The sequence below is a fragment of the Streptomyces sp. BE303 genome (assembly GCF_036290945.1).
Taxonomy (GTDB): Bacteria; Actinomycetota; Actinomycetes; order Streptomycetales; family Streptomycetaceae; genus Kitasatospora.
Window position 1 is genome coordinate 95,761 of record NZ_JAQYWZ010000708.1, and the last position, 25,555, is coordinate 121,315.

The 25,555-nt window shown below is 72.8% G+C and carries 18 protein-coding genes; 17 read left to right on the forward strand and 1 reads right to left on the reverse strand.

Going from position 1 to position 25,555, the window contains the following annotated elements; genetic code table 11:
• The first annotated feature begins 28 nt into the window (after positions 1–28).
• Entirely contained in the window at positions 29–640 is a 612-nt protein-coding gene (locus PUR56_RS17910; protein WP_329949655.1) for a Uma2 family endonuclease, read from the forward strand.
• Here the strand turns inward: PUR56_RS17910 and PUR56_RS17915 are convergent.
• Positions 618–1,298, reverse strand: coding sequence for a helix-turn-helix transcriptional regulator (locus PUR56_RS17915; protein WP_329949656.1), 681 nt, complete (start codon positions 1,296–1,298; stop codon positions 618–620). The genes PUR56_RS17910 and PUR56_RS17915 overlap by 23 nt on opposite strands.
• 57 nt (positions 1,299–1,355) lie before the next feature.
• On the opposite strand from PUR56_RS17915, the gene PUR56_RS17920 reads away from it, so the two are divergent.
• The 16 genes from PUR56_RS17920 (at position 1,356) to PUR56_RS17995 (ending at position 25,380) form a co-directional block, all read left to right on the forward strand.
• Positions 1,356–2,249 (forward strand): oxidoreductase, encoded by an 894-nt coding sequence (locus tag PUR56_RS17920; protein ID WP_329949657.1) that lies wholly within the window; start codon positions 1,356–1,358, stop codon positions 2,247–2,249.
• Positions 2,250–2,395: 146 nt separating this feature from the next.
• A complete protein-coding gene (locus PUR56_RS17925) occupies positions 2,396–3,787 on the forward strand; it encodes an oxygenase MpaB family protein (RefSeq protein ID WP_329949658.1) in 1,392 nt (463 codons plus the stop codon).
• Positions 3,788–4,156: 369 nt separating this feature from the next.
• A complete protein-coding gene (locus PUR56_RS17930; protein WP_329949659.1) occupies positions 4,157–5,701 on the forward strand; it encodes a cytochrome ubiquinol oxidase subunit I in 1,545 nt (514 codons plus the stop codon).
• A gap of 114 nt (positions 5,702–5,815) precedes the next feature.
• On the forward strand, positions 5,816–6,841 hold the full coding sequence (gene cydB / locus PUR56_RS17935; protein ID WP_329949660.1) for a cytochrome d ubiquinol oxidase subunit II: 1,026 nt from the start codon (positions 5,816–5,818) through the stop codon (positions 6,839–6,841).
• Positions 6,842–6,845: 4 nt separating this feature from the next.
• The gene (gene cydD, locus PUR56_RS17940; protein WP_329949661.1) at positions 6,846–10,355 is read left to right on the forward strand and encodes a thiol reductant ABC exporter subunit CydD; all 3,510 of its coding nucleotides are present in this window, start codon (positions 6,846–6,848) and stop codon (positions 10,353–10,355) included.
• A 327-nt stretch (positions 10,356–10,682) separates the two neighbouring features.
• On the forward strand, positions 10,683–12,362 hold the full coding sequence (locus PUR56_RS17945; RefSeq protein ID WP_329884994.1) for a sensor histidine kinase: 1,680 nt from the start codon (positions 10,683–10,685) through the stop codon (positions 12,360–12,362).
• 221 nt (positions 12,363–12,583) lie between these two features.
• Positions 12,584–12,997 carry a DUF1508 domain-containing protein gene (locus tag PUR56_RS17950; RefSeq protein WP_329884719.1) on the forward strand — a complete coding sequence of 138 codons (414 nt, stop codon included), beginning with the start codon at positions 12,584–12,586 and terminating at the stop codon, positions 12,995–12,997.
• On the forward strand, positions 12,987–13,394 hold the full coding sequence (locus PUR56_RS17955) for a hypothetical protein (RefSeq protein WP_329949662.1): 408 nt from the start codon (positions 12,987–12,989) through the stop codon (positions 13,392–13,394). The genes PUR56_RS17950 and PUR56_RS17955 overlap by 11 nt, the downstream gene beginning before the upstream one ends.
• A gap of 476 nt (positions 13,395–13,870) precedes the next feature.
• A complete protein-coding gene (locus tag PUR56_RS17960) occupies positions 13,871–14,935 on the forward strand; it encodes a PstS family phosphate ABC transporter substrate-binding protein (protein WP_329949663.1) in 1,065 nt (354 codons plus the stop codon).
• A gap of 113 nt (positions 14,936–15,048) precedes the next feature.
• Positions 15,049–16,095, forward strand: coding sequence for a substrate-binding domain-containing protein (locus tag PUR56_RS17965; protein WP_329949664.1), 1,047 nt, complete (start codon positions 15,049–15,051; stop codon positions 16,093–16,095).
• A gap of 182 nt (positions 16,096–16,277) precedes the next feature.
• Complete coding sequence (locus PUR56_RS17970) at positions 16,278–16,877, forward strand: hypothetical protein (RefSeq protein ID WP_329949665.1); 600 nt, start codon at positions 16,278–16,280, stop codon at positions 16,875–16,877.
• A 319-nt stretch (positions 16,878–17,196) separates the two neighbouring features.
• Positions 17,197–19,890 (forward strand): hypothetical protein, encoded by a 2,694-nt coding sequence (locus PUR56_RS17975; protein WP_329949666.1) that lies wholly within the window; start codon positions 17,197–17,199, stop codon positions 19,888–19,890.
• A gap of 165 nt (positions 19,891–20,055) precedes the next feature.
• Positions 20,056–21,075 carry a phosphate ABC transporter permease subunit PstC gene (gene pstC, locus PUR56_RS17980; protein ID WP_329884713.1) on the forward strand — a complete coding sequence of 340 codons (1,020 nt, stop codon included), beginning with the start codon at positions 20,056–20,058 and terminating at the stop codon, positions 21,073–21,075.
• A gap of 143 nt (positions 21,076–21,218) precedes the next feature.
• The gene (gene pstA, locus PUR56_RS17985) at positions 21,219–22,466 is read left to right on the forward strand and encodes a phosphate ABC transporter permease PstA (protein ID WP_329949667.1); all 1,248 of its coding nucleotides are present in this window, start codon (positions 21,219–21,221) and stop codon (positions 22,464–22,466) included.
• A 38-nt stretch (positions 22,467–22,504) separates the two neighbouring features.
• Positions 22,505–24,439 carry a phosphate ABC transporter substrate-binding protein PstS gene (locus PUR56_RS17990; RefSeq protein ID WP_329949668.1) on the forward strand — a complete coding sequence of 645 codons (1,935 nt, stop codon included), beginning with the start codon at positions 22,505–22,507 and terminating at the stop codon, positions 24,437–24,439.
• Positions 24,436–25,380: a class E sortase gene (locus PUR56_RS17995; RefSeq protein WP_329949669.1), complete on the forward strand. Its 945-nt coding sequence runs from the start codon at positions 24,436–24,438 to the stop codon at positions 25,378–25,380. Before PUR56_RS17990 ends, PUR56_RS17995 begins: the two co-directional genes overlap by 4 nt.
• Positions 25,381–25,555 lie beyond the last annotated feature (175 nt).

Genomic DNA, 25,555 nt, shown 5'->3' on the forward strand with positions numbered 1-25,555 from the left:
ACACTGGACGGGAATGAGGGGTGTCTCAATGTTCGCGCTCGTAGCCGAGGAGACCGTCGTGGACCTGGACCAGGCGTTGTGGCAGGTGTGGAGGGCCATGGATGTTCCCGAGGGCTTCCACGCGGAGATCATTGAGGGAGCCATCCAGATGTCACCCGCGGGCGGGGCCCGGCACATGACGGTCAACCGGCGGATCCTGCTCGCGTTGCACGACCATCTGCGGGGTACCGGGTGGGCTCCCGGGAACGACGGCAACGTCATCAGCGGTCTCAAGGTCACGATCCCCGATGTCTACGTCGCGCCCGACGACTTGGAGGAGATCGTGCACCCCGAGGGTCTGGGGATTCTGGCGTCGGGCGTCGCTCTGATGGTCGAGACCGTTTCGCCCGGTCACACGAATCGCCAGCGCGACCGGGTCCTCAAGCTTCGTGCCTACGCCACCGCCGGCATCCCGGTGTACGTGATCGTCGACGACTTCGACGACGGCGGCGCCGTCACCGTCCTCACCGGCCCCGATCCCGGGCGCGGCGCCTACGCCTGCTCGGTGCGGACCCCGTACGGGGAGGGCGCGGTGATCCCCGAGGGGCCGGCGAAGGGCTTCGTGATCGGGCCGGACGTCACCGGGGCGCGTCGGGGGTGAGCGGCTCGTCGAGGAGTCCCTGGGCGAGCAGGCCGGCCTGGAAGCGGGAGGTGGCGCCGAGGGACGTCATCAGGTCGGCGACCCGGCGGCGGTAGGTGCGCAGCGAGACGCCGAGCAGGCGGGCGCCGGTCTCGTCGGTGTGGCCGGCGGCGAGGGCGCGCAGGATGTGGCGGGCCTGTTCGGTCAGCGGGGGCGGGGCGGCGGTGCAGTCGGCGAGGTCGGTGGCCGTCTCCCAGGTGGCGCGGAAGAGGGAGCGCACGCCGTCGACGACCTCCGGGGTGTTCACCACGGTGTACGTGCGGACGCCGCGGACGGGGGCTCCGGCCAGGATCGCGGTGCGCCGGTCGATGATGATCGCCTCGCGGGTGAGCGGGCCGTCGGAGACCCGGACCTCGATGCCGGAGGCGGCGATCCGCAGCAGCCGCCGGTGCGACTCGGGATCGGCGAGGGCACGCCGGGTGTAGAGCTTGCGCATGGTGAGGCCGGGGACGACGTGCGGCCGCTTGCCCTCGCGGAAGGCCGCGTTGACGCCGGCCGACCAGGTCATCAGATCGGCGGCGGCGACCAGGAACTCCTCGTGCGAGGCGACGAAGAGGTGGCCGGCCCGTCGGACGAGTTCGCTCTCGCCGTGCAGGGTGATGATCCGATCGGTGCTCATGGCAGCAACCTGCCAGATCGGAGGGCGGCCCCGCGAGCCCGCCCGAGGCTTGGTGTCATGACGACCACACCCGATGTCTCCGCGGCCGGCACCTTCCACCTCGGCGGCGACCTGCCGGTGTCCCGGATGGGATTCGGCGCGATGAAGCTGCCCTCCCACGACTGGGACGGCCCCGCCTGCGACCCCGGGCAGAGCCGCGAGGTGCTGCGCCGGGCGGTCGAGCTCGGCATCGACCACATCGACACCGCCTGGTTCTACTTCCACCGGGACGTCTCCGCCAACGGTCTGATCCGGCAGGCCCTGCACCCGTACCGGGACGACCTGGTGATCGCCACCAAGGTCGGACCGGGCCGCGACCCGGAGGGGAACTGGCTCCTCCCGGCCGACCGGGAGGGCCTGCGCGCGGCCGTCCACCGCAACCTGCGGGAGCTCGGCGTGGACCGGCTGGACCTCGTCTACCTGCGCCGGATGCCCAGTCAGTCCTCGATCGCGGAGCCCTTCGCGGCCCTGGCCGAGCTGCGGGCGGAGGGCCTGATCCGGCACCTCGGCGTCAGCAACGTCGACGCCGCCCAGCTCGCCGAGGCGGAGGCGCTCGCGCCGGTGGTCGCCGTGCAGAACAAGTTCAGCGTGCTGGAGCACACCGAGGCGGGCGACCGGCTGTTGGCCGACTGCGAGGCGAAGGGCATCGCGTTCGTCCCCTTCTACCCGCTCGGTGGCACCGGGGTGCCCGACCACCCGGCCCTGCGCCGGGTCGCGGAGCGCCACGGCGCCACCCGGGCCCAGGTGATGGTGGCCTGGCTGCTCGCCCTCTCGCCGGTGATCCTCGCGATCCCGGGCACCTCCTCGCCGGCCCACCTGGTGGAGAACATCGCCGCCGCGGGGCTGCACCTGGACGCCGCGGACCTCGCGGAGCTGGGGGCGCTCGCCGCGGAGCCCGTCGCGAGGACGTGAGCGGGGCCCGGGGCGAGGTCTCCCCGGGGCCGGCAGAGCGCCAGCCGGTAGGACGATCCGACTAATCCTGTGCGCGTTTCCCCGACGGACCGCCGGGAATGCCGCCCCCGGCACGGGAAGGCCCAGCAGCCCCTTGGAGAGTCCTGATGGCGTCGAAACCCCCCACCAGCCCGGCGGCCGGTCCAGCGGTCTCGTTCCGGCGCGACCTCGGCGAGTGGCGGATCGGGCTCGTCGCCTGGCGGCTGCTGGTGCTGCAGGCCTCCCACCCGGTCGTCGGGGCCGGGATGGCCGAGCACTCCACCTACCGGGGCCACCCGTGGCGCCGGATCGAACACACCCTCGGCAGCGGGCGCCGGCTGTTCCAGGCGGACGAGGAGCAGCTGTGGCGGGAGGTGCAGCGCCTCGACCGGGCGCACCGGCGGATCCGCGGGACGGGCGGGGACGGTCGCCCGTACGACGCCCACGACCCCGGCACCCGGGCCTGGGTGCTCCTCACCCTCTTCGAATCCGTCGTCATCATGCGGGAGTTGGGCGGAGACCCGTACAGCGGAGATGAACTCGAAGAGCTGTACCGGGAGTTCAGGGAGGTCGTGGGCGTTTTCGGGCTGCCCGACGGCGCGTTGCCGCCGACCGCCGCCGACCTTCCGGCCTACCTGGTCCGGACGGCGGCCGAGGAGCTGGAGTTCACGGACGCGGCGCGGCACCTGCTGTACGAGATGCTGCACGAGGCCCCCTGCCCGCGCCGGCTGCGGTTCCTCGGGCCGGTCGGCTGGCGGCTGCTGCGGGCGGTGGTCGGGCGGCTGGTCACCGAGCTGACCGTCGCCGACCTCCCGCCGGTCTACCGGGAGCGGTTCGGGCTGGTCCGCACGCGCCGCGCGGCCCTCCTCTCCCGGCTGCTGCACCGCGGCGGGCGCGTCCTGATGACCGGGCTGCCCGACCGCTACCGCTACCGCTCCGCCGCCGGACGGCCGCCCGCCGCGCCCCGGCGGCCGTCCGGCCGGGACACCCGGCCGCCCCGGTTGGACCGCTTCTTCCGCGAGGTCCTCGACCAGACCGGCGACGGCCACCTCACCGTGCGCGACCTGCAGGCCATGGCGCACAACGTCTGCTGGCAGCTGGAACTCTCCGAGGACGGCGAGGCGCGCGTGTACACCGCCTTCGAGGTCTGGTGGGAGCAGCTGCGCGCGACCATGGACGCCGACGGCGACGGCCGGATCAGTCGGGCCGAGTTCGTCGCCGCGACCCTGGCCGGGTGCGACCGGGACCCGGCCTACCTGGAGGGCGGGCTGCTCCCCGCGCTGCGGGCCGTGCTGGCCGCCGCCGACACCGACCAGGACGGGCGGCTGGACTTCGCCGAGTACCGCGTGCTGTTCGGCAGCCGTCGCGTCCACCCGGCCGAACTGTCGCACGGGTTCCGCCAGTTGGACACCGACGGCGACGGTGTCATCACGGCGGACGAGTTCCTCCGTGCGTTCGTCGACTACTTCACCGCCCGGGCCCCCTCCGCCCCCGGCACCCAGCTGCTCGGCCGGGCCTAGCCGGTCCCGCCGCGCAGGCCCGGCGGCACGCCTCCGCGCGGCGCGGCGCCTCCCCGGGATTGCGTCGTTCCGTACGGTCCGGACGTTGTCAATGTGCCGGATCGTCCAAGAAGCCACCTCCACCCGCCCGGCCGCTCGTTGTGGCCGGGCGGTCGGCTTCGCAGGCTGTGCGCACGGCATCGCCGCCGGTCAGTGGCGGGCCTCACGCACCCCGCCCACCAATCACTCGTAAGGATGATGGATACTGATGCTTGTGAACGTGTTCACGTTCACAAGCGGACAAGCATGCGCGGTTGGGCAGCGGTCTACAGCTATAGATGAAGTTTGTCCGAAATGTGACCTCGACAGGTCGGTTGGAGAGAGGGCGACGTGGAACTGGCAATCGCTCACGAAACCATTGCGCGATGGCAATTCGGCATCACCACCGTCTACCACTTCCTCTTCGTCCCGCTCACCATCAGCCTCGCCGCCATCGTGGCCGGGCTGGAGACCGCCTGGGTGCGGACGGACAAGGAGAAGTACTTCCACGCCACCAAGTTCTGGGGCAAGCTCTTCCTGATCAACATCGCGATGGGCGTGGTCACCGGCATCGTCCAGGAGTTCCAGTTCGGCATGAACTGGTCCGACTACTCCCGCTTCGTGGGTGACGTGTTCGGCGCCCCGCTCGCGATGGAGGCGCTGATCGCCTTCTTCTTCGAGTCGACCTTCATCGGGCTCTGGATCTTCGGCTGGGACAAGCTGCCGAGGAAGCTGCACTGCGCCTGCATGTGGATGGTGTCGCTCGGCACCGTGCTCTCCGCCTACTTCATCCTGGCGGCCAACTCCTGGATGCAGCACCCGGTGGGCTACACGGTCGACCCGGTCACCGGGAAGGCCCAGCTCACCGACATCGTCCGGGTGCTCTTCCAGGACACCACCGTCACCGTCGTGCTGCACACCCTGACCGCTGCCTTCCTCACCGGCGCGGCGTTCATGGTCGGCATCGCCTCGTTCCACCTCTGGAAGGCCAAGCGCAAGCCGGAGACCGCGGACGTCAAGAAGGTCGCGGTGATGCGGACCTCGCTGCGGCTCGGCCTCGTCCTCGCGGTGGTCTTCGGTCTGGGCACCGCACTCAGCGGCGACTCGCTCGCCAAGGTGATGTTCCGCCAGCAGCCGATGAAGATGGCCGCCGCCGAGGCGCTCTGGGACGCCCAGGCCCCCGCGCCGTTCTCGATCTTCGCGGTCGGCGACGTCGGCAAGGGCCACAACTCGGTGGAGCTGGAGATCCCCGGGATACTGTCCTTCCTCGCCAACAGCGACTTCAGCTCCTCCGTCCCCGGCATCAACGACACCGCCAACGCCGAGGCGGCCAAGTACGGCGGCGACCCGAAGGACTACATCCCGAGCATCTTCGTCACCTACTGGGGCTTCCGCCTCATGATCGGCTTCGGAATGACCTCCTTCGTGGCGGGGGTGATCGGGCTCTGGACCACCCGGCGGAAGTGGCTCCTGGCCCCGGAGTTCCGCACCGGGGACACCGAGGTGCCGCGGCTGATGCTCACCCCGAAGCGCGAGCTCGGTCCGTCCCTCACCAAGTGGAGCTGGCGGATCGGCATCCTCACCATGGGATTCCCGCTGATCGCCAACAGCTTCGGCTGGATCTTCACCGAGATGGGCCGTCAGCCCTGGGCGGTCTTCGGGCTGATGACGACCGCCAGCGCGGTCTCGCCGAACGTCGGCATCGGCACCCAGATCGGCGCGCTGGCCACCTTCACCACGCTCTACGCGATCCTCGCCGTCGTCGAGGTGCGGCTGCTCGTCAAGTACGCGAAGGCCGGCCCGGTGACCTCCGAGCAGCCGCCCACCGAGGACCCGTCGCTGCGGGGGCCGTCCTCGGACGACGACGCCGACAAGCCGCTCGCCTTCGCCTACTGACGCCCCGGCAGCTGCACCGGCCGGCCCCGGGCAGCACCGCGGGCCGACCGCGGGCCGACCGCGAGCCACCGAGGACCACTGAGGACTACTGAGGATCGATAGGACCGATTGACCATGGAACTCCACGACGTCTGGTTCGTCCTGATCGCCGTCCTCTGGATCGGCTACTTCTTCCTGGAGGGCTTCGACTTCGGCATCGGCATCCTCACCAAGCCGCTCGCCCGCAACACCGCCGAGCGGCGGGTGCTGATCAACACCATCGGCCCGGTCTGGGACGGCAACGAGGTCTGGCTGCTGACCGCCGGCGGCGCGACCTTCGCGGCCTTCCCGGACTGGTACGCGACGCTGTTCAGCGGCTTCTACATCCCGCTGCTGCTGATCCTGGTCTGCCTGATCGTCCGCGGCGTGGCCTTCGAGTACCGGGCCAAGCGGCCGGAGCCGCGCTGGCAGCGGAACTGGGAGGAGGCGATCTTCTGGACCTCGCTGATCCCCGCCTTCCTCTGGGGCGTCGCCTTCGCCAACATCGTCCACGGCGTCGACATCGACGCGCAGAAGAACTACGTCGGCACCTTCTGGGACCTCCTCAACCCGTACGCGCTGCTCGGCGGGCTGGTCACGCTCAGCCTGTTCACCTTCCACGGCGCGGTGTTCGCCGCGCTGAAGACGGTCGGCGAGATCCGCGACCGGGCGCGGGCCATGGCGCTCGGGATCGGCCTGGCGGCGGCGGCGCTCGCCGCGGTCTTCCTGATCTGGACCCAGGCCGACAGCGGCAACGGCTGGAGCCTCGCCGCCCTGGTGGTCGCCGTGCTCGCCCTGGTCGGTGCGCTGGTCGCCAACCAGCTGGGCCGCGAGGGCTGGGCCTTCGTCCTCTCCGGGGCGACCGTCGTGGCCGCGGTCGCGATGCTCTTCCTCTCGCTCTTCCCGGACGTCATGCCGTCCACCCTGAAAGAGAGCTGGAGCCTGACCGTGACCAACGCCGCCTCCTCGGCCTACACGCTCAAGCTGATGACCGTGGTGGCCGCCGTCTTCACCCCGCTCGTGCTGCTCTACCAGGGCTGGACGTACTGGGTGTTCCGCAAGCGGATCGGCGTCCAGCACATCCCCGGGCACGACCCGGCCGCCGCGCTCGACCAGGTCTGACGCCGTGAAGCCCGTCGACCCCCGACTCCTCGGGTACGCCCGTACCACCCGGGCCTTCCTCGCCGGATCGGTCCTGCTCGGTGCGGCCGGCGCCGCCCTGGTGGTCGTCCAGGCGAGCCTGATCGCCGAGATCGTGGTCCGCGGCTTCCAGCAGGGGGCCGGGCTGGACGAGCTCGGCACGCCGCTGGCGCTGCTGGTGCTCACCGCGGTGGGCCGCGGGCTGGTCGGCTGGCTCACCGAACTGACCGCCCACCGGTCCGTCGCCCGGGTGAAGTCCACCCTGCGGCGCCGGCTGCTCGACCACGCCACCGCGCTCGGCCCGGCCTACCTGGCGGGCCGGCGCACCGGCGAGCTCACCGCCCTCGCCACCCGGGGCGTGGACGCGCTCGACGACTACTTCGCCCGCTACCTGCCGCAACTGGCGCTCGCCGTCGTCGTCCCGGTGATCGTGCTGCTGCGGATCGTCGGCGCCGACTTCGCCTCCGCCGCGATCATCGCGGGCACGCTGCCGCTGATCCCGCTCTTCATGGTGCTGATCGGTCTGGCCACCCAGTCGCGGATGGACCGGCAGTGGTCCGTCCTGTCACGGCTCTCGCACCACTTCCTGGACGTGGTCGCGGGGCTGCCCACGCTCAAGGTGTTCAACCGGGCCCGCGCCCAGGCCGCCACCATCGCCCGGATCACCGCCGACTACCGCCGGGCCACCCTGCGCACCCTGCGGATCGCCTTCATCTCCTCCTTCGCGCTGGAGCTGCTCTCCACCCTGTCGGTCGCGCTGGTCGCCGTCTCGATCGGCTTCCGGCTGGTCGACGGCACGCTCGACCTGGAGACCGGGCTGCTGATCCTGATCCTCGCCCCCGAGGTCTACGCCCCGATCCGGCAGGTCGGCGCGCTCTACCACTCCAGCGTCGAGGGGCTGACCGCCGCCGACGAGATCTTCCGGGTGCTGGAGACCGACCGGCCGGCCGCCGGCGTCACCCCGGCGCCCGCCCTGGCCGGGGCGACCGTCCGGCTGGAGGGGCTCACCGTCGCCTTCCCCGGCCGCACCGCGCCCGCCCTCGACGACGCCTCGCTCACCCTGCGCCCGGGCGAGACCGTCGCCCTCACCGGACCGAGCGGGGCCGGCAAGTCCACCCTGCTCGGCGTCCTGCTCGGCCTCACCGCCCCGGACGCCGGCACCGTCCGGATCACCGCCGCCGACGGGCGGACGTACGACCTCGCCGAGCTCGCCCCGGAGAGCTGGCGGCGGCAGATCGCCTGGGTGCCGCAGCACCCGCACCTCTTCGCCGGCACCGTCGCCGAGAACGTGGCGCTCTACCGGCCGGACGCCCCCGACGCGGAGCTGCGGGAGGCGCTGCGGGCCGCGCACGCCCTCGACTTCGTGGAGCGGCTGCCGCAGGGGCTCGCCACCGTGCTCGGCGAGGACGGCGCCGGACTCTCCGCCGGGCAGCGGCAGCGGCTCGCGCTCGCCCGGGTCCTGCTCGCCGGTGACCGGCCGCTCGTCCTGCTCGACGAGCCGACCGCCAACCTGGACGGCGCCTCCGAGGCGGCGGTCGTCGACGCCGTACGGGAGCTGTCCGCCGACCCGGCGCGCACCGTGCTGCTGGTGGCGCACCGGCCCGCGCTGCTCGCGGCGGCCGACCGGCGGGCCCACCTGGCCGGTCCGGCGGTCGCTCCCGGGGCCCCGGTCGCCGCTCCGGCGGACGTGCTCGCGCACAGCGGACGGCCGACCCCGGGCGGCCCGGCGGAGGACGACGCACCGGGGCCGGACGTGGTCCGACCCCGGCTGGCGCTCTCCGTCCTGCTCGGCGCGCTCGCCCTCGGGTGCGCCGTCGCCCTGATGGCCACCTCCGGCTACCTCATCTCCTACGCCTCCGAGATGCCGCCCGTCCTCTACCTGATGATGGCCGTCACCTCCGTGCGCGCCTTCGGCATCGGCCGCAGCGTCTTCCGCTACGCCGAGCGGCTGGTCTCGCACGACGCCGTGCTGCGCACCCTCGGCACCCTGCGCGCCGCCGTCTACCGCAGGCTCACCGTGCTCGCCCCGGCCGGGCTGCCCGCCTTCCGGCGCGGCGACCTGCTCTCCCGGCTGGTCGCCGACGTCGACGCCGTCCAGGACCACTACCTGCGCTGGCGGCTCCCGGCCGCCGTGGCCGCCGTGGTGTCGCTGGCCGCGGCGGCGGCGATGGGCGCCTTCCTGCCCGCCGCCGGGCTGGTCCTCGGACTCGGCCTGCTGCTGGCCGGCGCCGTCGTCCCGGCACTGGCCGCCCGCTGGTCGGCCGGCGCCGAGCGTCGCCAGGCGCCCGCCCGGGGCCGGCTCGCCACCACCGTGGTCGACGCCCTCAGCGGGACGGCCGAGCTCACCGTGGCCGGGGCCCTGCCCGGTCGGCTCGCCGCCGTCCGGGCCGCCGACGCCACGCTGACCGGTCTCGCCGCCCGCTCGGCGACCACGGCCGCGCTCGGCACCGGCCTGATCTCCCTGCTCACCGGCGTCACGGTGGCCGCCGCGGCGGCCGTCGGCCTGCGCGGGGTCCAGGCGGGCACACTGGCGCCGGTCTGCCTGGCGGTGGTCGTGCTCACCCCGCTGGCGGCCTTCGAGGCGGTCACCGGGATGCCGCTCGCCGTCCAAGCCCGCCGGCGCAGCCGGGCGGCCTCGGCGCGGCTGGCCGAGGTGCTGGACGCGCCGCCCGCCGTCGCCGAGCCGGCCGCCCCGGCGACGCTGCCGGAGCGGCCGCTCCCGATCGCGGTGCGCGGGCTGACCGCCCGGTACCCGGGGCAGCGGGTCGACGCGCTGGCCGGTCTCGACCTCGACCTCACCCCCGGCCGGCGGATCGCCGTGGTCGGGGCGTCCGGCTCCGGCAAGACGACGCTCGCCCAGGCGCTGCTCCGCTTCCTGGACCAGAGCGCCGGCAGCGTGGTCCTCGCCGCCGACTGTCCACAGGCTGTGGACAGTCGGGAGCTCGCGGGGGACGACGTCCGCCGGGTGATCGGCCTCTGCGCCCAGGACGCGCACGTCTTCGACAGCTCGCTCCGGGAGAACCTGCGCCTCGCCCGGCCCTCGGCGGGCGAGGCGGAGCTGCGGGCCGCGCTCGCCGCGGCCCGGCTGCTGGACTGGACGCTGACCCTGCCGGACGGGCTGGACACCATGGTCGGCGAGCACGGCGCCCGTCTCTCCGGCGGTCAGCGGCAGCGGCTGGCGCTGGCCCGGGCACTGCTCGCGGACTTCCCGGTGCTGGTCCTCGACGAGCCAGCCGAGCACCTGGACCTGCCCACCGCCGACGCGCTCACCGCGGACCTGCTGGCCGCCACCGCCGGGCGGACGACCGTCCTGATCACCCACCGGCTGGCCGGGCTGGACGACTCCACGGTGGACGAGGTGCTGGTGCTGGACGCCGGCCGGGTGGTCGAGCGGGGCCGGTGGTCGGAGCTGGTGGCCGAGCCGGGCGGGCGGCTGCGGGCGATGCGGGAGCGCGAGCGGGAGGCGGACGGCCTGCTGGTGCCGGTGGCGGCCTGACCGGCGACGGTCGCGTCGCTACTTCGGCGGAAAACCGTACAAACTACGCTCGTCACCATGGACCCCTCGCCATCCCTGCCGCCCGACCCCGCCGTTCCCGCCGTTCCCGCCGACCCCGTCGTGCCACCGGGCCCGACCGGCCGGACCGGCCGTGCCGTGCCCGTCGTGCCCGTCGTGCCCGCTGCGCCCGCCGGGCCGGAGCCGGCGCCCGAACCCGGCACCGACCCGGCCCCGCACCGGGTGCCCGAGATCGCCTCGCTCGGCCTGGACACCCTGGTCACCGAGGTCGCCGAGCGGCTGCAGTCCGCCGCCGCCGTCACCGACCGGATGCAGCGGCTGCTGGAGGCGGTGGTCTCGGTCGGAGCCGGGCTCGACCTGCACGCCACCCTGCACCGGATCGCCACCGGCGCCGCCGAGCTCGTCGACGCCCGGTACGCGGCCCTCGGCGTGATCGCCCCGGGCGGGCACGGACTGTCCGACTTCATCCACGTGGGGATCGACGACGGCAACGCCGCCGAGATCGGCGAGCTGCCGGTCGGACGGGGCATCCTCGGCGTCCTGATCGACCGCCCCGAGCCCCTGCGGCTGAGCGACCTCGGCGCCGACCCGCGCTCGTACGGCTTCCCGCCGCACCACCCGGCGATGCGGACCTTCCTCGGCGAGCCGATCCGGATCCGGGACGAGGTGTTCGGCAACCTCTACCTCACCGAGAAGAAGGGCGGCGGGGCCTTCACCCCCGAGGACGAGCAGGTGGTGCACGCGCTCGCCGCCGCCGCCGGCGTCGCGATCGAGAACTCCCGCCTCTACGAGGAGGGGCGGCGCCGCGAGCGCTGGATCGCCGGCGCCGCCGCCGTCACCACCGCGCTGCTCTCCACCGAGGAGGCGGAGGTCGCGCTGACCGTCGCCGCCGAGCAGGTCCGCGAGCTGGCCGACGCGGCGCTCGGCATGATCCTGCTGCCGACCGCGGACGTGGACGCCGACGCAGGCGCCGAGGCCGCACAGATGCGGATCGCCCACGCCTCCGGCGAGGCCGCCGAGTTCGTCCGCGGCGAGCTGCTCCCGCCGGACAGTTTCGCGGCCCGGCTGCTCAAGGGGGAGAGCGTCCACCTCGACGACATGTCCACCGACCCGAGCGTGGTGATCCGGGCGGCCCGCAGCTTCGGCCCGTCGCTGGCGGTGCCGATGGTCGCCGCCGGCCGGGTGCTCGGCGGGCTCTGCGTCTGGCGCCCGCGCGGCGCACTGCCGTTCACCGAGGCCGAGAAGCAGCTCGCCGAGACCTTCGCCTCGCAGGCCGCGCTCGCCCTGCGGCTCGCCGAGGGCCAGCGGGACCAGCAGCGCCTCGCCGTCTTCCAGGACCGCGACCGGATCGCCCGCGACCTGCACGACCTGGTGATCCAGCGGCTGTTCGCCACCGGGATGATGCTGGAGGGCGCCGCCCGGCGGGCCGTGGTGCCGGAGGTGAGGGTCCGGATCGGCCAGGCGGTGGACGAGCTGGACGCCACCATCCAGGAGGTCCGCACCACGATCTACGCCCTCCAGCACGACAACCACGGCGACGCGCCCGACACCCTGCGCACCCGGGTGCTGCGCGAGTGCAGCCAGGCCGCGGCGGCGCTCGGCTTCAAGCCCTCGGTCTCCTTCATGGGGCCGGTGGAGAGCCTGGTCGGCGAGAAACCGGGTCGTCAACTCCTGGCGGCGCTGAGGGAGATGCTCTCCAATACGGCCCGTCACGCGCGGGCGTCCCGGGTCGGGGTGGAGGTCGAGGCGACCGTGCACCTGGACGACGCCGGGCACCCGGTGGGCGGGGACCCGGAGTCCCTCGACCGCGGCGGCCGGCCCGGCGTGCTGCTGACCGTCACCGACGACGGCGTCGGCATCCCCGAGGGCGGCCGGCGCAGCGGCCTGCGCAACCTGACCCGGCGCGCCGAGGCACTCGGCGGCGACGCCTGGCACGAGCCCGGGCCCTACGGGCGGGGCACCAGGGTGCGCTGGACGGCCCGGCTCTGAACACCCGTGCAGGTGATGGGCCCGGTTCGAACTGTTTGTGGACGGTGCGGAGCGGCTCCGGGAGTGGTTGGCGCGCGGTTGGTGTGCACCCGGTGAAAGTTTAACGAGAGAGAACTTCCCGGCCAACGGAGCAAGTTGTGCATTTCCTGGGCTTCCGGCGGTCTCGTGTGCACACATAGCTTTACTCCCGTCTCGGAGAGGTACCGGACTGTGGGGGAGCAGTGGACGCGTCTGGCCGCGGTCACACCGCAGCGGGGGCAAGTCGAGGGGGGTTTCGAGCAGAACGTGCACCGGACGGGCGGTACCGCTGGCAGTTGAAGGCGCCCAACGGCCGGGTGGTGGCCGTGACCGCGGCGGCGTACGACACGGCCGGGGAGGCGGAGCGCGGCTTCGACGGCTTACGGGCCGGGGCCGAGAGCCTCACCGCCCGGATCACGCACGTCCGGGACGGCATCGGGTGGGTCTGGGTCATCCCCGGCTCGCGCGCCCTCCCGGAGGTCCGGTCCAGCCGCGCGTACGAGCGGTACGCGACCTGTCAGAACGCCTTCCGTCGCTTCGTGGTGCTGCTGGCGAAGCAACCCGCTCTCGAACTCCCGGACCGTGGAGTGTCGTTGAGGTTCCCCGATGTCCGCTGAACGACGCGGACCGAAGCTGCTGACCGTCCCGGCCGGGGACCGCTGCCTCGGCTGGGCGCTGCGCGCCGCCAACGGGCGGCAACTCGGCGTCGGCGTGCGGACCTACCGGAGCGAGGCGGAACTCGCCGACGCCCTCCGGGAACTGATCATCGAACGGACCGTGCTGCGATGTACCGTCGGCCAGTCCGACGCGCGGCTCTGGGTCTGGACGGCCTACCTGCCGGTCCGCACCACCCGTCCGGGCGCCGCCGACGCGGCCGGCCCGGTGGCGCGCAGCGCGCGCGGCTACCTGAGACGGGACCAGTGCCAGGCCGGCGTGGAGGGCTTCCGCGCCGGGCTCCAGCACCTGGGCCAGGAGTTGCGCCGGCTCGGGCGCGACGGCACCTGGCCCTGGTAGTCCGGGCCTCCGGTCGCCCCTCCTCTCCCCGCCGCGCCCGCCGCGCCCGCCCCGGTGCCGCTGCGGAGCTGCGCCCGTGCTCCTCCCGGTGGCCCGTTCGCCGGTGCGGCCCGTTCTTCCTGCTCGTCGCGGTCCCGTGCCCGTTCCCGCTCGCCCCACCTCTCCCCTTCCCCCCTTTTCCGGTGAAGCGCAGGTTTCCGGCAAACCCCCGAGTCGCCACCTGGAGAAGAACGTAACCGGCCTCCCACCTGCGGATTTACCACCCTGCTCGACCATCCTGACCAGTCGCTAAACCTCTCCGAACCGAGATATCGACAATCCCCCCGGGTCACTGACCACCCTTCCGACGGAACCGCGCCGACCGACAGGATCGGCACTGCCGGAGAGGCCGCCGCGGACGCGGTCACCCGGCCCCGGGACTGACAACCAGTACCCGGGCAAGCGATGTACGTCTCTCCCACCGGAGGAACCGGAACATGCGCAAGACCGCTGCCAAGCTGCTCGCCGCCGCCGCCATCGCGACCTCGGTCGTCACCGTCGCGAGCGGCACCGCCGTCGCCGACCCGTCGACGCTGCCGACCCTGCCGCTCGCCCAGGACATCGTGGGCGTCGGCTCGGACACCACCCAGGCCGTCCTGAACGGCCTCTCGGTCGGCTACAACGCCTCCCTGCCGGCCGGCAGCACCCTGCCGCGCCTCTACAGCTGGGACGCGACCGGCTCCTCGCCGATCACCACCAAGACCGGTGCGACCTCGATCGCCCGCCCGAACGGCTCCGGCGCCGGCATCAACGCGCTGAACACCAACACCAGCACCACGGTCGACTTCGCCCGCTCCTCGCGTGGCCCGCAGCTCGGCGACCCGGCCACCGACATCTTCGTCACCCTGGGCAAGGACGCGGTCTCCTGGGCGGCCAAGTCGGGCGGCAACGCGCCGTCCAACCTGACCACCGCCCAGCTCAAGGGCATCTACGAGTGCACCATCACCAACTGGACGCAGATCAGCGCGACCCTGCCGAACGCCACCATCAAGCCCTTCCTGCCGCAGACCAACTCCGGCACCCGGTCCTTCTTCCTGAAGGCCATCGGCGGCGCCACCGCCGTCGTCCCGGGCGCCTGCGTCACGGCCAACCCGCTCGTCCAGGAGAACCAGGGCACCGACCCGGTCCTGAACGACGCCAACGCGGTCGTTCCCTACTCCGTCGCCCACTACATCGGCCAGGTCTTCAACGGCCACGCCTCGGGCAGCGACGCCCAGGGCCCGCTGACCATCCGTGACATCAACAGCATCGTGCCGGTCAGCACCGCCACCCCGAAGGTCATCAACTCCACCTTCGCCGCCACCGCCTACGGCCGCGTGATCTACAACGTGGTCCGCGAGGCCGAGTGGACCGCGACCGACGCCCACGGTGTCGCGCTGCGCGCCATCTTCGGTGTCGGCGGCTGGATCTGCACCAACGGTGGTGCCGGTTCCACGATCATCAAGGACTACGGCTTCCTGGCCCTCCCGAACGGCGCCTGCGGCTCCACCACCCACATCTGATCCACCGCGCCACCCGCACGATCCGCACCGAGTGCACCACCCGGCGGTCACGGGCCTCGCGCCCGTGGCCGCCGGCCCCACCGGACGACCGCCGCACAGGGAGCAGGGGAACGATGCGCACAGTCTTGGGCAAGCTGCTCGCCGTCACGGCGGTCACCGCCTCACTGGCGGGCCTGGGGAGCGGCTCCGCCGCCGCGGACCCGCCCGGGGGAGTCGTCCCCGCACCGAACTCCATCGTCGGCGTCGGCTCGCAGACCACCGCCCCGCTGCTCAACCAGCTGACCGCCGACTACAACGCCTACCTGACGTCCCTGGGCAACGTGACCGCGCCGCGGGCGTACAGCTTCGACGCGGTCGGAACGCCGATCATCACGCTGAAGACGGGCCTCCCCGCCGCCTCCCGGCCCCTCGGACTCCAGAACGGTCTGGTCGCGCTCCAGGCGAACCCCAACGGGGTCGACTTCGTCAGGTCGGACCGGGGCCGGCTGCCCTCCGACCCCGCGACCAACAGCTTCGTGGCCCTGGCCAAGGACGCGGTCTCCTGGGCGGCCACGTCGGGCGGCAACGCGCCGGTCGGTCTGACCTCGACCGAGCTGAAGGGCATCTACGAGTGCACCTTCACCAACTGGCAGCAGATCAACCCGTTGCTGCCGAACGCCGTCATCAAGCCCTTCCTGCCGCCGGCCGACTCCGGCACCCGGCTGCGCTTCCTGAGGGCCGTCGGCGGAGGCACCTCGGTGATCCCGGGCGGGTGTGTCACGACCACCCCGGTCGAGAACCAGGGCCTCCACCCGCTGCTCAACGACCCGGACGCGGTGTTCCCCTACTCGGTCGGCCACTACATCGGCCAGGTGTACTTCGGCCGCAGCCTCCCGGGCGACGCGCCGGGCCCGCTGACCGTCCGCGCGGTGAACGGGATCCCGCCGGTCGACACCACGACCACCGCGATCAACGCGCCGTTCGCCGGGTCGCTCTACGGGGGGCTGGTGCACGACGTGGTCCGGCAGGCCGCCTACGTCGCGAACACCCCCCAGGGCACCGCCCTACGGAACTTCCTCGGGACCACCGGCTGGATCTGCGGGAACGCGACCGCGGTGACCGACATCAAGACCCACGGCTTCCTCCCGCTGCCCGCCGGCCTCTGCGGCACCCTCTCCTGACCGGCTTCCGGCCGCGCCGGGCGCACCGGCCGCCGGGCCCGCAGCCGGGCCGCGGCGCCGTTCCCGGGCCAGATCTTCGGCCGCCGACCCCGCCGGGCAGTGCGGGGCCGGTGCCGACGAGGCGACCTCCTGGTCGTCTGCTCCACCCAGCACAACCTTTCACCTCTCCTTAGGAGTCCAGCATGTCCCGTACCCGCGCCCGTCTCGCCGCCACTGGTACCGCCGTCGTCCTCGCCGTCACCGGCATGAGTGGTGCGGCCGTCGCCGACACGGCCCCGGCGAGCACGCCGTCCACCGGCAGCGCGGTGGTCAACTCCAGCACCACCTTCCTGAAGGACCAGGCGCTCAACGGCATCGTCGTCATCCCGCTGCCGACCGCCGCCCCGTCGTACGACAGCACCACGGGCATCTCCACCACCTTCCCGGTGACCGGCGGTTCGGCGAACCTCTCCGGCTACTACGGCGACATCGACCTCGGTGGCGGCCTGCTCTTCATCAACGTCTTCACCGGCAAGAGCGCCACCTTCAAGCAGCTCCACTTCAGTGTCGACTCCTGGCAGATCTCCGGCGTGCCGGTCGGCGGCACCGCGCCCGTCGCCCTGCTGGACCCGGCCGGCGACAGCCAGATCGGCCGCAACGGCGCCGTCCAGACGCTCAACACCACCGACCTCCAGCTGGACGCCGCCGGCGCGGAGTACCTGGACTCCAAGCTCAAGACCAGCTTCTTCAAGGCCGGGCAGTCGGTCGGCACCTTCGCCCTGACGTTCACTCAGGGCAGCTGAACCGCGGCCCGTCAGTGATCGCCGCACCATGACGGGCCCGCGCTCCGGCGCGGGCCCGCTCGTATGCGGAGTTCCCAACTCCGGTACGGAGTCGTCGCGTTGTGTTCTCGTACATCCGGTCGACCTGATCCGGCCATGTCCGGATGGCCGAATAGTAGGCAACCGGAGCCGTCACCCCTCAACGCGACCATTCCCTCGTGCCGCCCTCGTGTGCGGCTCGCGATTCCCGGAGGTACCCGCCATGAGAATCCGCGTACCCGACCCGAGAGAAAGAGGGCGGTGGCGCCGGCGACTACCCTCGCTCACACTCGTCCTCGCCGTGGTGGGTGCCCTGGTGACGGTGCCGATCGGGCTCGGCACCGCCCCGCAGGCCCTGGCGGCCTCGGCGAAGACGGTGACCGGGCCGAAGGTCTGGATACCGGGCGCGGAGCCGGGTACGGGAACGTACGGTTCCAACGGGAGCGTCACCGTCTCGCAGACGGAGAGCCTCACCGACCAGGTGATCCAGGTCTCCTGGAGCGGCTTCACGCCGAGCGTGCTGAGGACCGGGGAACAGGCCACGGCCGTGCAGCAGAACTCCGACCAGGTGATGTACCCGGTCCGGATCTACCAGTGCCGCGGGACCGACCCGAAGGTCATGGACTGCTACGGCAGCACCATGTTCGGTGCCGACCCGGCGGCCGGCTTCGAGCAGAAGTACCCCCCCCAGGGCACCACCGCCCCCGACCTGCCGAGCAACATGGCGATCGCGGTCACCGGGGCGGACGGCTCCGGTACGGCGCCGATCGAGGTGCGGTCCTCGCGGTTGAGCCCCTCGCTCGGCTGCGACGCCGCCCACCCCTGCTCGATCGTGGTCGAGGCCAACTACGGCGGCGATCCGCTGGACCTCTACGGGATGCGGAACGGCCAGCCGGACTGCGCCGACCACATGATCGACAACGACGGGGCGATCTTCTACACGGCCACCGACGTGATCATGACCGGGTACGAGAACCCGTTCACGGGGATGAACGGCAACGAGCAGTGCGCGTGGGCCAACCGGGTCGTCATCCCGCTCACCTTCAACGCCACTCCCGAGGACTGCGGCGTCCGGGCCAACGACTTCGTGGTGTCCGGCCTTGAGATGCTCAACCGCGCCATGCAGCAGTGGATCACGGGGCTGTGCCTCGGCAAGACCCCGCTGACCGTCCAGTACTCCTCCGGCGGCGGCGAGCCGCAGGCCCGGCAGTCGTTCCTGCGGGGGACCCGCGACGTCGGCCTCACCGCGCTCCCTGACCGGGATCCGCCGACGCGGCCGTACGTCTACGCGCCGCTGGCGACGACCGGGATCTCGGTGGCCTTCCTGGTCGACTCGCCGACCGGTCGGCAGATCCGGGACATGAAGCTCAACGCCCGGCTGGTCGCGAAGCTGCTGACCCAGAGCTACCGGGCCCCCGGGATCGAGATGCCCACGGTCGGCAACAACCCGAACTGCATCTTCGCCGACGAGGAGTTCCGCTCGCTGAACCCGCTGCCCCCGACGAGCGGCCTCGCCTGGCCCGAGTGCGGCGGCGGCCCGGAGAAGTCCCTGCCGATCGTGCTGGGCACCTCGACCGACCTGACCTACCAGCTGACCTCGTGGATCGCGAGCGACCCGGAGGCGGCGCGGTTCCTGGAGGGCGAGCAGGACCCCTGGGGCACCCGGGTCAACACGCGCTACATGCGGCCCGAGTTCGGCGGCTACCCGACCGACCAGCTGGTCCGGGAGGACGACAGCGGCGGGGTGGAGACGCCCGGAGGCACGCCGCTGCCGGACCACGTGAAGCACTGGAAGCAGTTCGAGTGGAACCCGCTGCAGACCAGCCTCAACCAGGTGCTGCGGTTCATCCAGCAGGGCCAAGTGACGGCCAAGCAGGCCAACCCGGACGCCCAGGGCAACCACCCGTCGTTCTACCCGCAGGTGATCGGCGAGCGGATGCTGTTCGCGATCCTGGACAGCGCCCAGGCGAAGGCCTACGCGATCCCCGAGGCCTCGCTCAAGAACGCGGCCGGTGCCTTCGTCTCGCCGTCCCGGGACACCCTGCAGTCCGCCGTCGCGGACATGCCGGTGGACCCCGCGACCGGGACGCAGCTGCTGCCCTACGGCGCCACGGACAGCGCCTACGCCCGTGACCAGCGGGCGTACCCGCTGACCACGGTGCAGTACGCGATGGTGCCGACCGGCGGTGTGCCGGCGGAGAAGGCGGCGGCGATCGGGACGTTCCTCAAGACCGTCACCGACACCGGCCAGCTGTACGGCGTCGAGCCGGGCCGGCTGCCCGAGGGCTTCCTCGCGCTGACCAAGGAGCAGCGGGCGCAGGCCCAGGACGCGGTCCAGCACGTGACCGCGCAGGACGGCAAGTGGCCGGGCAACCAGAAGCCGCCGACCACACCGGGCGGCGGGGAGAACCCCTCCGGGACCGGTGGCACGGACGGCGGGGCCGGGACGACCGGCGGCACGTCGACCGGTGGTGCCACGACCGGCGGCAGTTCGGGCACGGGCGGCACCGGCACGACCGGGGGCACCGGCACGACGGGCAGTACCGGGACGACGGGTACGCCGGTGACCGACGGCAGCGCCTCGTCCTCCGGTTCGTCGGGCACGTCCGGCACCTCGGGCACGTCCGGCGGCTCCGGCACGTCGGGGAGCTCCGGCACGTCGGGAGGCGTCGGCGGCTCGGCCACCGGCGGTTCCGGCGCAACGGCGGGCGGCGCGCCCGCTCCGGCGGCGACCGCACCGGCCGCCGCCAAGCCGGCGCCGAGCGCCGCACCGAGCCAGAACGGCGGGCCGCTCGCGGCGGCGCCGGTGGCGGCCGGTTCGCCGTCGGCGGACCGCTCGGGCAGTGCCCGGCTGCTGCTGCCGATCGCCCTGATCGCCGGCCTGGTGCTGCTGGTCGGCGGCCCGGCGGCGCTCGTTCTGGGCGGTACCCCGGCCGGTGCGCGGCTGACCGCCGCCACCCGCGGGGTCTGGGCGCGGATCCGCCGCAGCCCCTGACGCCGCCCGGTCGGTGAGGACTCGGCGGGGCCGCCGTCCCGGCCCCGCCGAGTCCGCTTCCCGTCGCCGGGCGCCCTTCCCCGGGGAATCGCGCCCGGCGTCCTCCCCCGACCACCGTGATCCCTGGACCGAGCAGTTCCCACCGAGTGCGCCGGAGAGCAGACCATGACAGCCGCCGCCGAGCCCGCGGCACCGTTCGCCGAGGCTCCACGCCAGCCCGACCCCGACGTACCCCGCACCATCACCGCCCCCGCCACGCCCGGCGACCGGGTGTTCCGCGGCATGCTGCGGACCGCGGGCCTCTCGGTCTTCGTGATCATGGGGCTGATCGCGTTCTTCCTGATCCTGCGCGGCGCCGATGCCCTGCGCGTGGTCGGTTTCGACTTCTTCACGGAGCAGAAGTGGCAGACCCAGGCCGGTAACTTCGGCATCGCGGCCGTTCTGCCGAACGGCATCCTGATCGCCGTGATCGCGCTGGCGATCGCCGTTCCGGTCGCCATCACCACGGCGGTCTTCATCTCCGAGTACGCACCGGTGCGGCTGCGCGCGACGCTGATCTCACTGGTCGACCTGATGGCGGCGATCCCCAGCATCGTCTACGGGCTCTGGGGGCTGTTCTTCCTCCAGCCGCAGATCATCGGGCTCGCGCGCTGGGCCTCCAACCACCTCGGTGACGTGATCCCCTTCCTCAAGGTGCGCACCGGAGACATCGCCACCTCCTACACCTCGTCGACCTTCGTCGCGGGCGTGGTGGTCTCCCTGATGATCATTCCGATCATCATCTCGCTCAGCCGTGAGGTGTTCTCGCAGGCCCCGCAGGGCGAACGCGAGGGCGCGTACGCGCTCGGCTCCACCCGCTGGGGGATGGTGCGCACGGTGGTCCTGCCGTTCGGGCGCGGGGGTGTGATCGGGGCCGTGATGCTCGGCTTCGGCCGCGCGATGGGCGAGACCATCGCCGTCGCGCTGATCATCTCGCCGAGCTTCAAGACCATGACCCACGTGCTGGAGAACGGCGGCAACTCGATCTCCGCGCTGATCGCGCTGCGGTTCGGCGAGTCGGACAGGCTGGCCCTCTCCGCGCTGATGCTGGCCGGCCTGGTCCTGTTCGGGATCACCCTGCTGGTCAACGTGGCGGCGAGCTTCGTGATCTCGCGCTCCCGTTCCGGCTCGGCGACGGTGGACTGAGCCGTGGCCGACCAGAGAAGCACGACCGACCGGGGGCGGCCGCCCCGAAAGGGCGCCGCGGCCGACCAGGACCCCGGGGCGGGCCGGAGCACCCGCCGCCGGGCCCGCCGACCGCTTCCGCTCCGCCGTGAAGGGACGCACCGATGACCACCCTCGACAGGCCGCCCGCCGTGGCACCCGCGACGCCCCTGCCGGACGAGCCGCACGCCGAACCGAACCGGAAGGACCCGCGTCCGGAGCGGAAACTGAAGCTCGGCGGGACCACCCGCGACGACTTCTTCACGATCGCCGGCGCGCTGGTCGGCGCGCTGGGACTGGACTGGGTGCTGTACGAGCGGGTGCTCCCGTTCAGCGGCGCCCTGGGCTTCCTGTTCTGCTGGTACGTGCTCTTCCTCGTCGGCTACTTCCTCCTCGGCCGGATGCAGTGGGGCCCGCTCCTGGTCCGTGAGCGACTGGTGGCCGTGGTCGCCTGGAGCTCCGGCCTGTTCGTCGTCGGGCTGATCGCCGACCAGATCGGCTACGTCGCCTCGAAGGGGTTCGAGGCGGCCCAGCACAGCAACTTCTTCACCGAGACGATGGTGAGCACGGCCTCGCTCTCCCCGATCACCTCCGGCGGCGCACTCCACGCGGTCGTCGGGTCGCTCGAACAGCTCGGCCTGGCCACGCTGTTCGCCGTCCCGCTGGGCATCGCCGCAGCCGTCTTCATGTCGGAGATCGGCGGCCGGCTGGCCCGTCCGGTCCGGACGCTGGTGGAGGCGATGACGGCGCTGCCGTCGATCGTCGCGGGCCTCTTCATCCTGGGCGTCGTCATCCTCACCTTCGGGTTCGAGAAGAGCGGTTTCGCGGCCTCCCTGGCGCTGATGGTGATGATGATGCCGATCGTCACCCGGGCCGCCGAGGTCGTCATCCGCCTGGTGCCGGGCACCCTGCGGGAGGCCTCGTACGCGCTCGGCGGCAGCCAGTGGCGGACCGTCTGGAACGTCGTGCTGCCGACCGCGCGGCGCGGTCTGGTGACCGCCGTCGTGCTGGGCATGGCGCGCGCGGTGGGCGAGACCTCGCCGGTCCTGCTGACGGCCGGTTTCACCTCGCGCCTCAACGCCAACCCCCTGGAGGGGCAGCAGATCTCGCTGCCGCTCTACATCTGGAGCTACGTCAAGCTGCCGGTCCCCGAGATGACCGCGCGCGCCTTCGCCGCCGGTCTGACCCTGATGGCGGTGGTGATGATCCTCTTCGTCACCGCGCGTCTGCTCGGCGGTCGCGGCCCCGGAGAGATGAGCCGGCGCCAGAAGCGCAAGCTCGCCCGCGCCGCCCAACCCGCTCGGGCCCCCCGGCCGGAGCAGCCCACCCCCGCCCACCTCGGCGGTCCCGTCGTCGCCACCGTGGAGCACTGATGTTCCGATCGACCACCCTCAGTACCGGAGGAGTTCCCATGTCGCGGGAGGCCGAACGCCGCCCCCTGGCACGCCCGTTGGCCGTGCTGATGTCCACCCTGCTCGCGGCCGGTTCGCTGCTGCTGGGGCAGGCCACCCCGGCGCACGCGGCCGTCGCGCTGACCGCCAGCGGCTCCAGCTGGGCGTACCCGGCGATCGACCAGTGGCGCCAGGACGTCGGGCCCCAGGGCATCCAGATCGACTTCAGCGCCGTCGGCTCGGCCCGCGGCCGCCAGGAGTGGTCCATCGGCCAGAACGACTTCACCGCCTCCGACGTGCCGTTCCGCACCAAGATCGACACCGGTGCGAGCGAGGAGGTCCTGCGCAGCGGCGGCGGCGGCGTGGAGAACCCGGTGTACGGCTACTCCTACGTCCCGATCACCGCCGGTGGCACGGCGCTGATGTACAACCTGAAGATCGGTGGCAAGCAGGTCCGCGACCTGCGGCTCTCGCCCCAGACCATCATGGACATCTTCACCAGCAAGATCACCAACTGGAACGACCCGAAGGTCACCGCCGACTACGGCCGGACGCTGCCCAACCTGCCGATCACCCCGGTGATCCGTTCGGACGGCTCCGGCGCGACGGCCCAGTTCACCCGGTGGATGAGCCACACCTTCCCCGCCCAGTGGGAGGAGTACTGCAAGTCCGTCAACAAGGTCTCCTGCGGTGAGTTCACCGAGTTCTTCCCGCCGTCCGGCCGGATGACGGCCCAGAACGGCTCGGACACGGTGGCCGGCTACATCAAGGCCAGCTCGGGCGACGGCACCATCGGCTACGACGAGTACGCGTTCGCCAAGCGCAGCGACTGGCCGGTGGTGAAGGTCCTCAACCCGGCCGGCTACTACGTCCTGCCGACCGCCCCCAACGTCGCCATCGCGCTCACCGCCGCGAAGATCCGCGGTGTCGACGACAACACCTCGCCGGACGACCCGAACTACCTCCAGCAGAACCTGGACGAGGTCTACACCAACTCGGACGCCCGCTCCTACCCGCTCTCCAGCTACAGCTACCTGGTGGTGCCGCGGGCCAACTCCCTCAAGGCGCTCCCGCGTTTCAGCAACGACAAGGGCGGCGCACTGAGCAAGTTCCTCTCCTACGTGCTCTGCCAGGGCCAGGGCGAGGCCGACGACCTCGGCTACTCGCCCATCCCGCGCGGCCTGGTCCGCGGCGGACTGCTCCAGGCCCAGCACATCCCCGGCAACGCCAGCCCGGTCGACCCCAACACCCTCTCCAACTGCAACAACCCGACCTTCAACGCCGCCGGCCGGCTGACCATCCTGGACAGCGCCCCGCAGCCCAGCGCCTGTGACGCCAAGGGCCAGCCGCTGGACTGCAAGATCGTGGACGGCAAGCCGTCGACGGGCGGCGCCGGCAGCTCGGGCGGCAGCTCCGGCGGGGCCGCGGCCACCGGCGGCGGCGCGGCAGCGGGTGGCACCGCCGCCTCGGGCGGCGCGGCGGCGACCGGCGGCGGCGCGGCGGCCACCGGCTCCACCGGGACCACCGGCAACAAGGCCGGCACCGGCAAGACCGGCAACACCCAGACACCCGGCTCCACCGGCGCGGGCGGTGCGGCAGCGGGCGGTGCGGCAGCCGGCGGCGCCGCGGCCACCGGCGGTGCGGCGGCCACCGGCGGCACGGGCGAGGTCGCGCCCGGCGATCCCGCCGCGGCCGCCGACCCGAACGGCGCTCCGGCCGACGGCGAGGCCGCGGCCGAGGACGTCGTCGACCCGCAGACCGGTCAGGTGGTCGCGCGCGGCCGCGGCGGTGCCGCCACCGAGGTCGCGGCCAACGTCGTGGAGGTCGGCGGCCGCCCCGAGGACTGGACGCTGAGCACCCTCACCGCGCTCGAACTGCTCGCCGTGGTCATCGTCCCGCCGCTGCTCGGACGGCGCCTGCTGCGCCGTCGCGCGAACAACGGCGGCCGGTCATGACGGCCCCGGCGCTGGAGAAGCCGACGGCCCCGGCGCAGCCCGCGCCGGCCCCGGCCGTCGAGCCGGACACCCCCGGGACCGCGCCCAAGCCGGACGGGCCGGACGGGCCGTCCGGCCCCGGGCGGACCGCAGGGCGGATCCGGTTCCTCCAGGGGGCCTGGGCGGTGAGCCTGCTGGCGGCGCTCACCCTGGGCTTCGTCGGCTACCTCTTCACCCTCTCGCACGTCCAGGAGAAGCACTTCCAGTCGACCGCCTACAAGTCCTTCCGGGACCAGCTGGCCAAGGCCACCGCCCCGACCGGCGCGGCCGGGAGCGGCGATCCGGTCGCGCTGCTGGACATCCCGGCGATCGGGCTGCACCACGTGGTCGTGGTGGAGGGCACCACCGGCCGGGACCTCATGCGCGGTCCCGGCCACCGGCGGGACACCGCGCTGCCCGGGCAGACCGGCGTCGCGGTGCTCTTCGGCCGCGGCGCGACCTTCGGGGCGCCGTTCGCCGAACTGACCAAGCTCCGGGTCGGGGACAAGATCGAAGCCACCACCGGGCAGGGCAAGTTCACCTACACCGTCAACGTGTACGGCGACGAGGACCACCCGATCGCGGACCCGGCCCGCAACCGGATGGTGCTGGTCACCGGGGACTCCGACTGGATCCCGCGATCGACGGTGATGATCGGCGCCCGGCTGGACGGCGAGCCGCAGGCCAACCCGGGCGGCCGGCCCCGCACCGTGCCCTACGACAAGGCGCTGGCCGCCGACAAGGGCGCGCTGGCCACGCTGCAGCTGTGGACGCTCGGCCTGCTCGGCGCGGTGGTCGCCGCGATCGTGCTGGCCCGGTACTGGCACCGCTCGGCGGCCTACCTCAGCCTCGCGCCGGTGGTCGGCGCGCTGCTCTGGGCGGTCTACGAGAACGCCGCCGCCCTGCTGCCCAACCTCTACTGACGCGCGCCCGGAGGACCGTACCGATGACGGATGCACCGATGACCGACGTACCGCCCGGCCAGGCCACGGGGGCCGGACCGTCCGAGACCACGATCACCCTTCCCGCCGTCCCGCCCGGCCCCGGCGCGTACGCCGGGTACGAGGGGCAGCAGCTGCTGTACCCGCAGGACGCGCA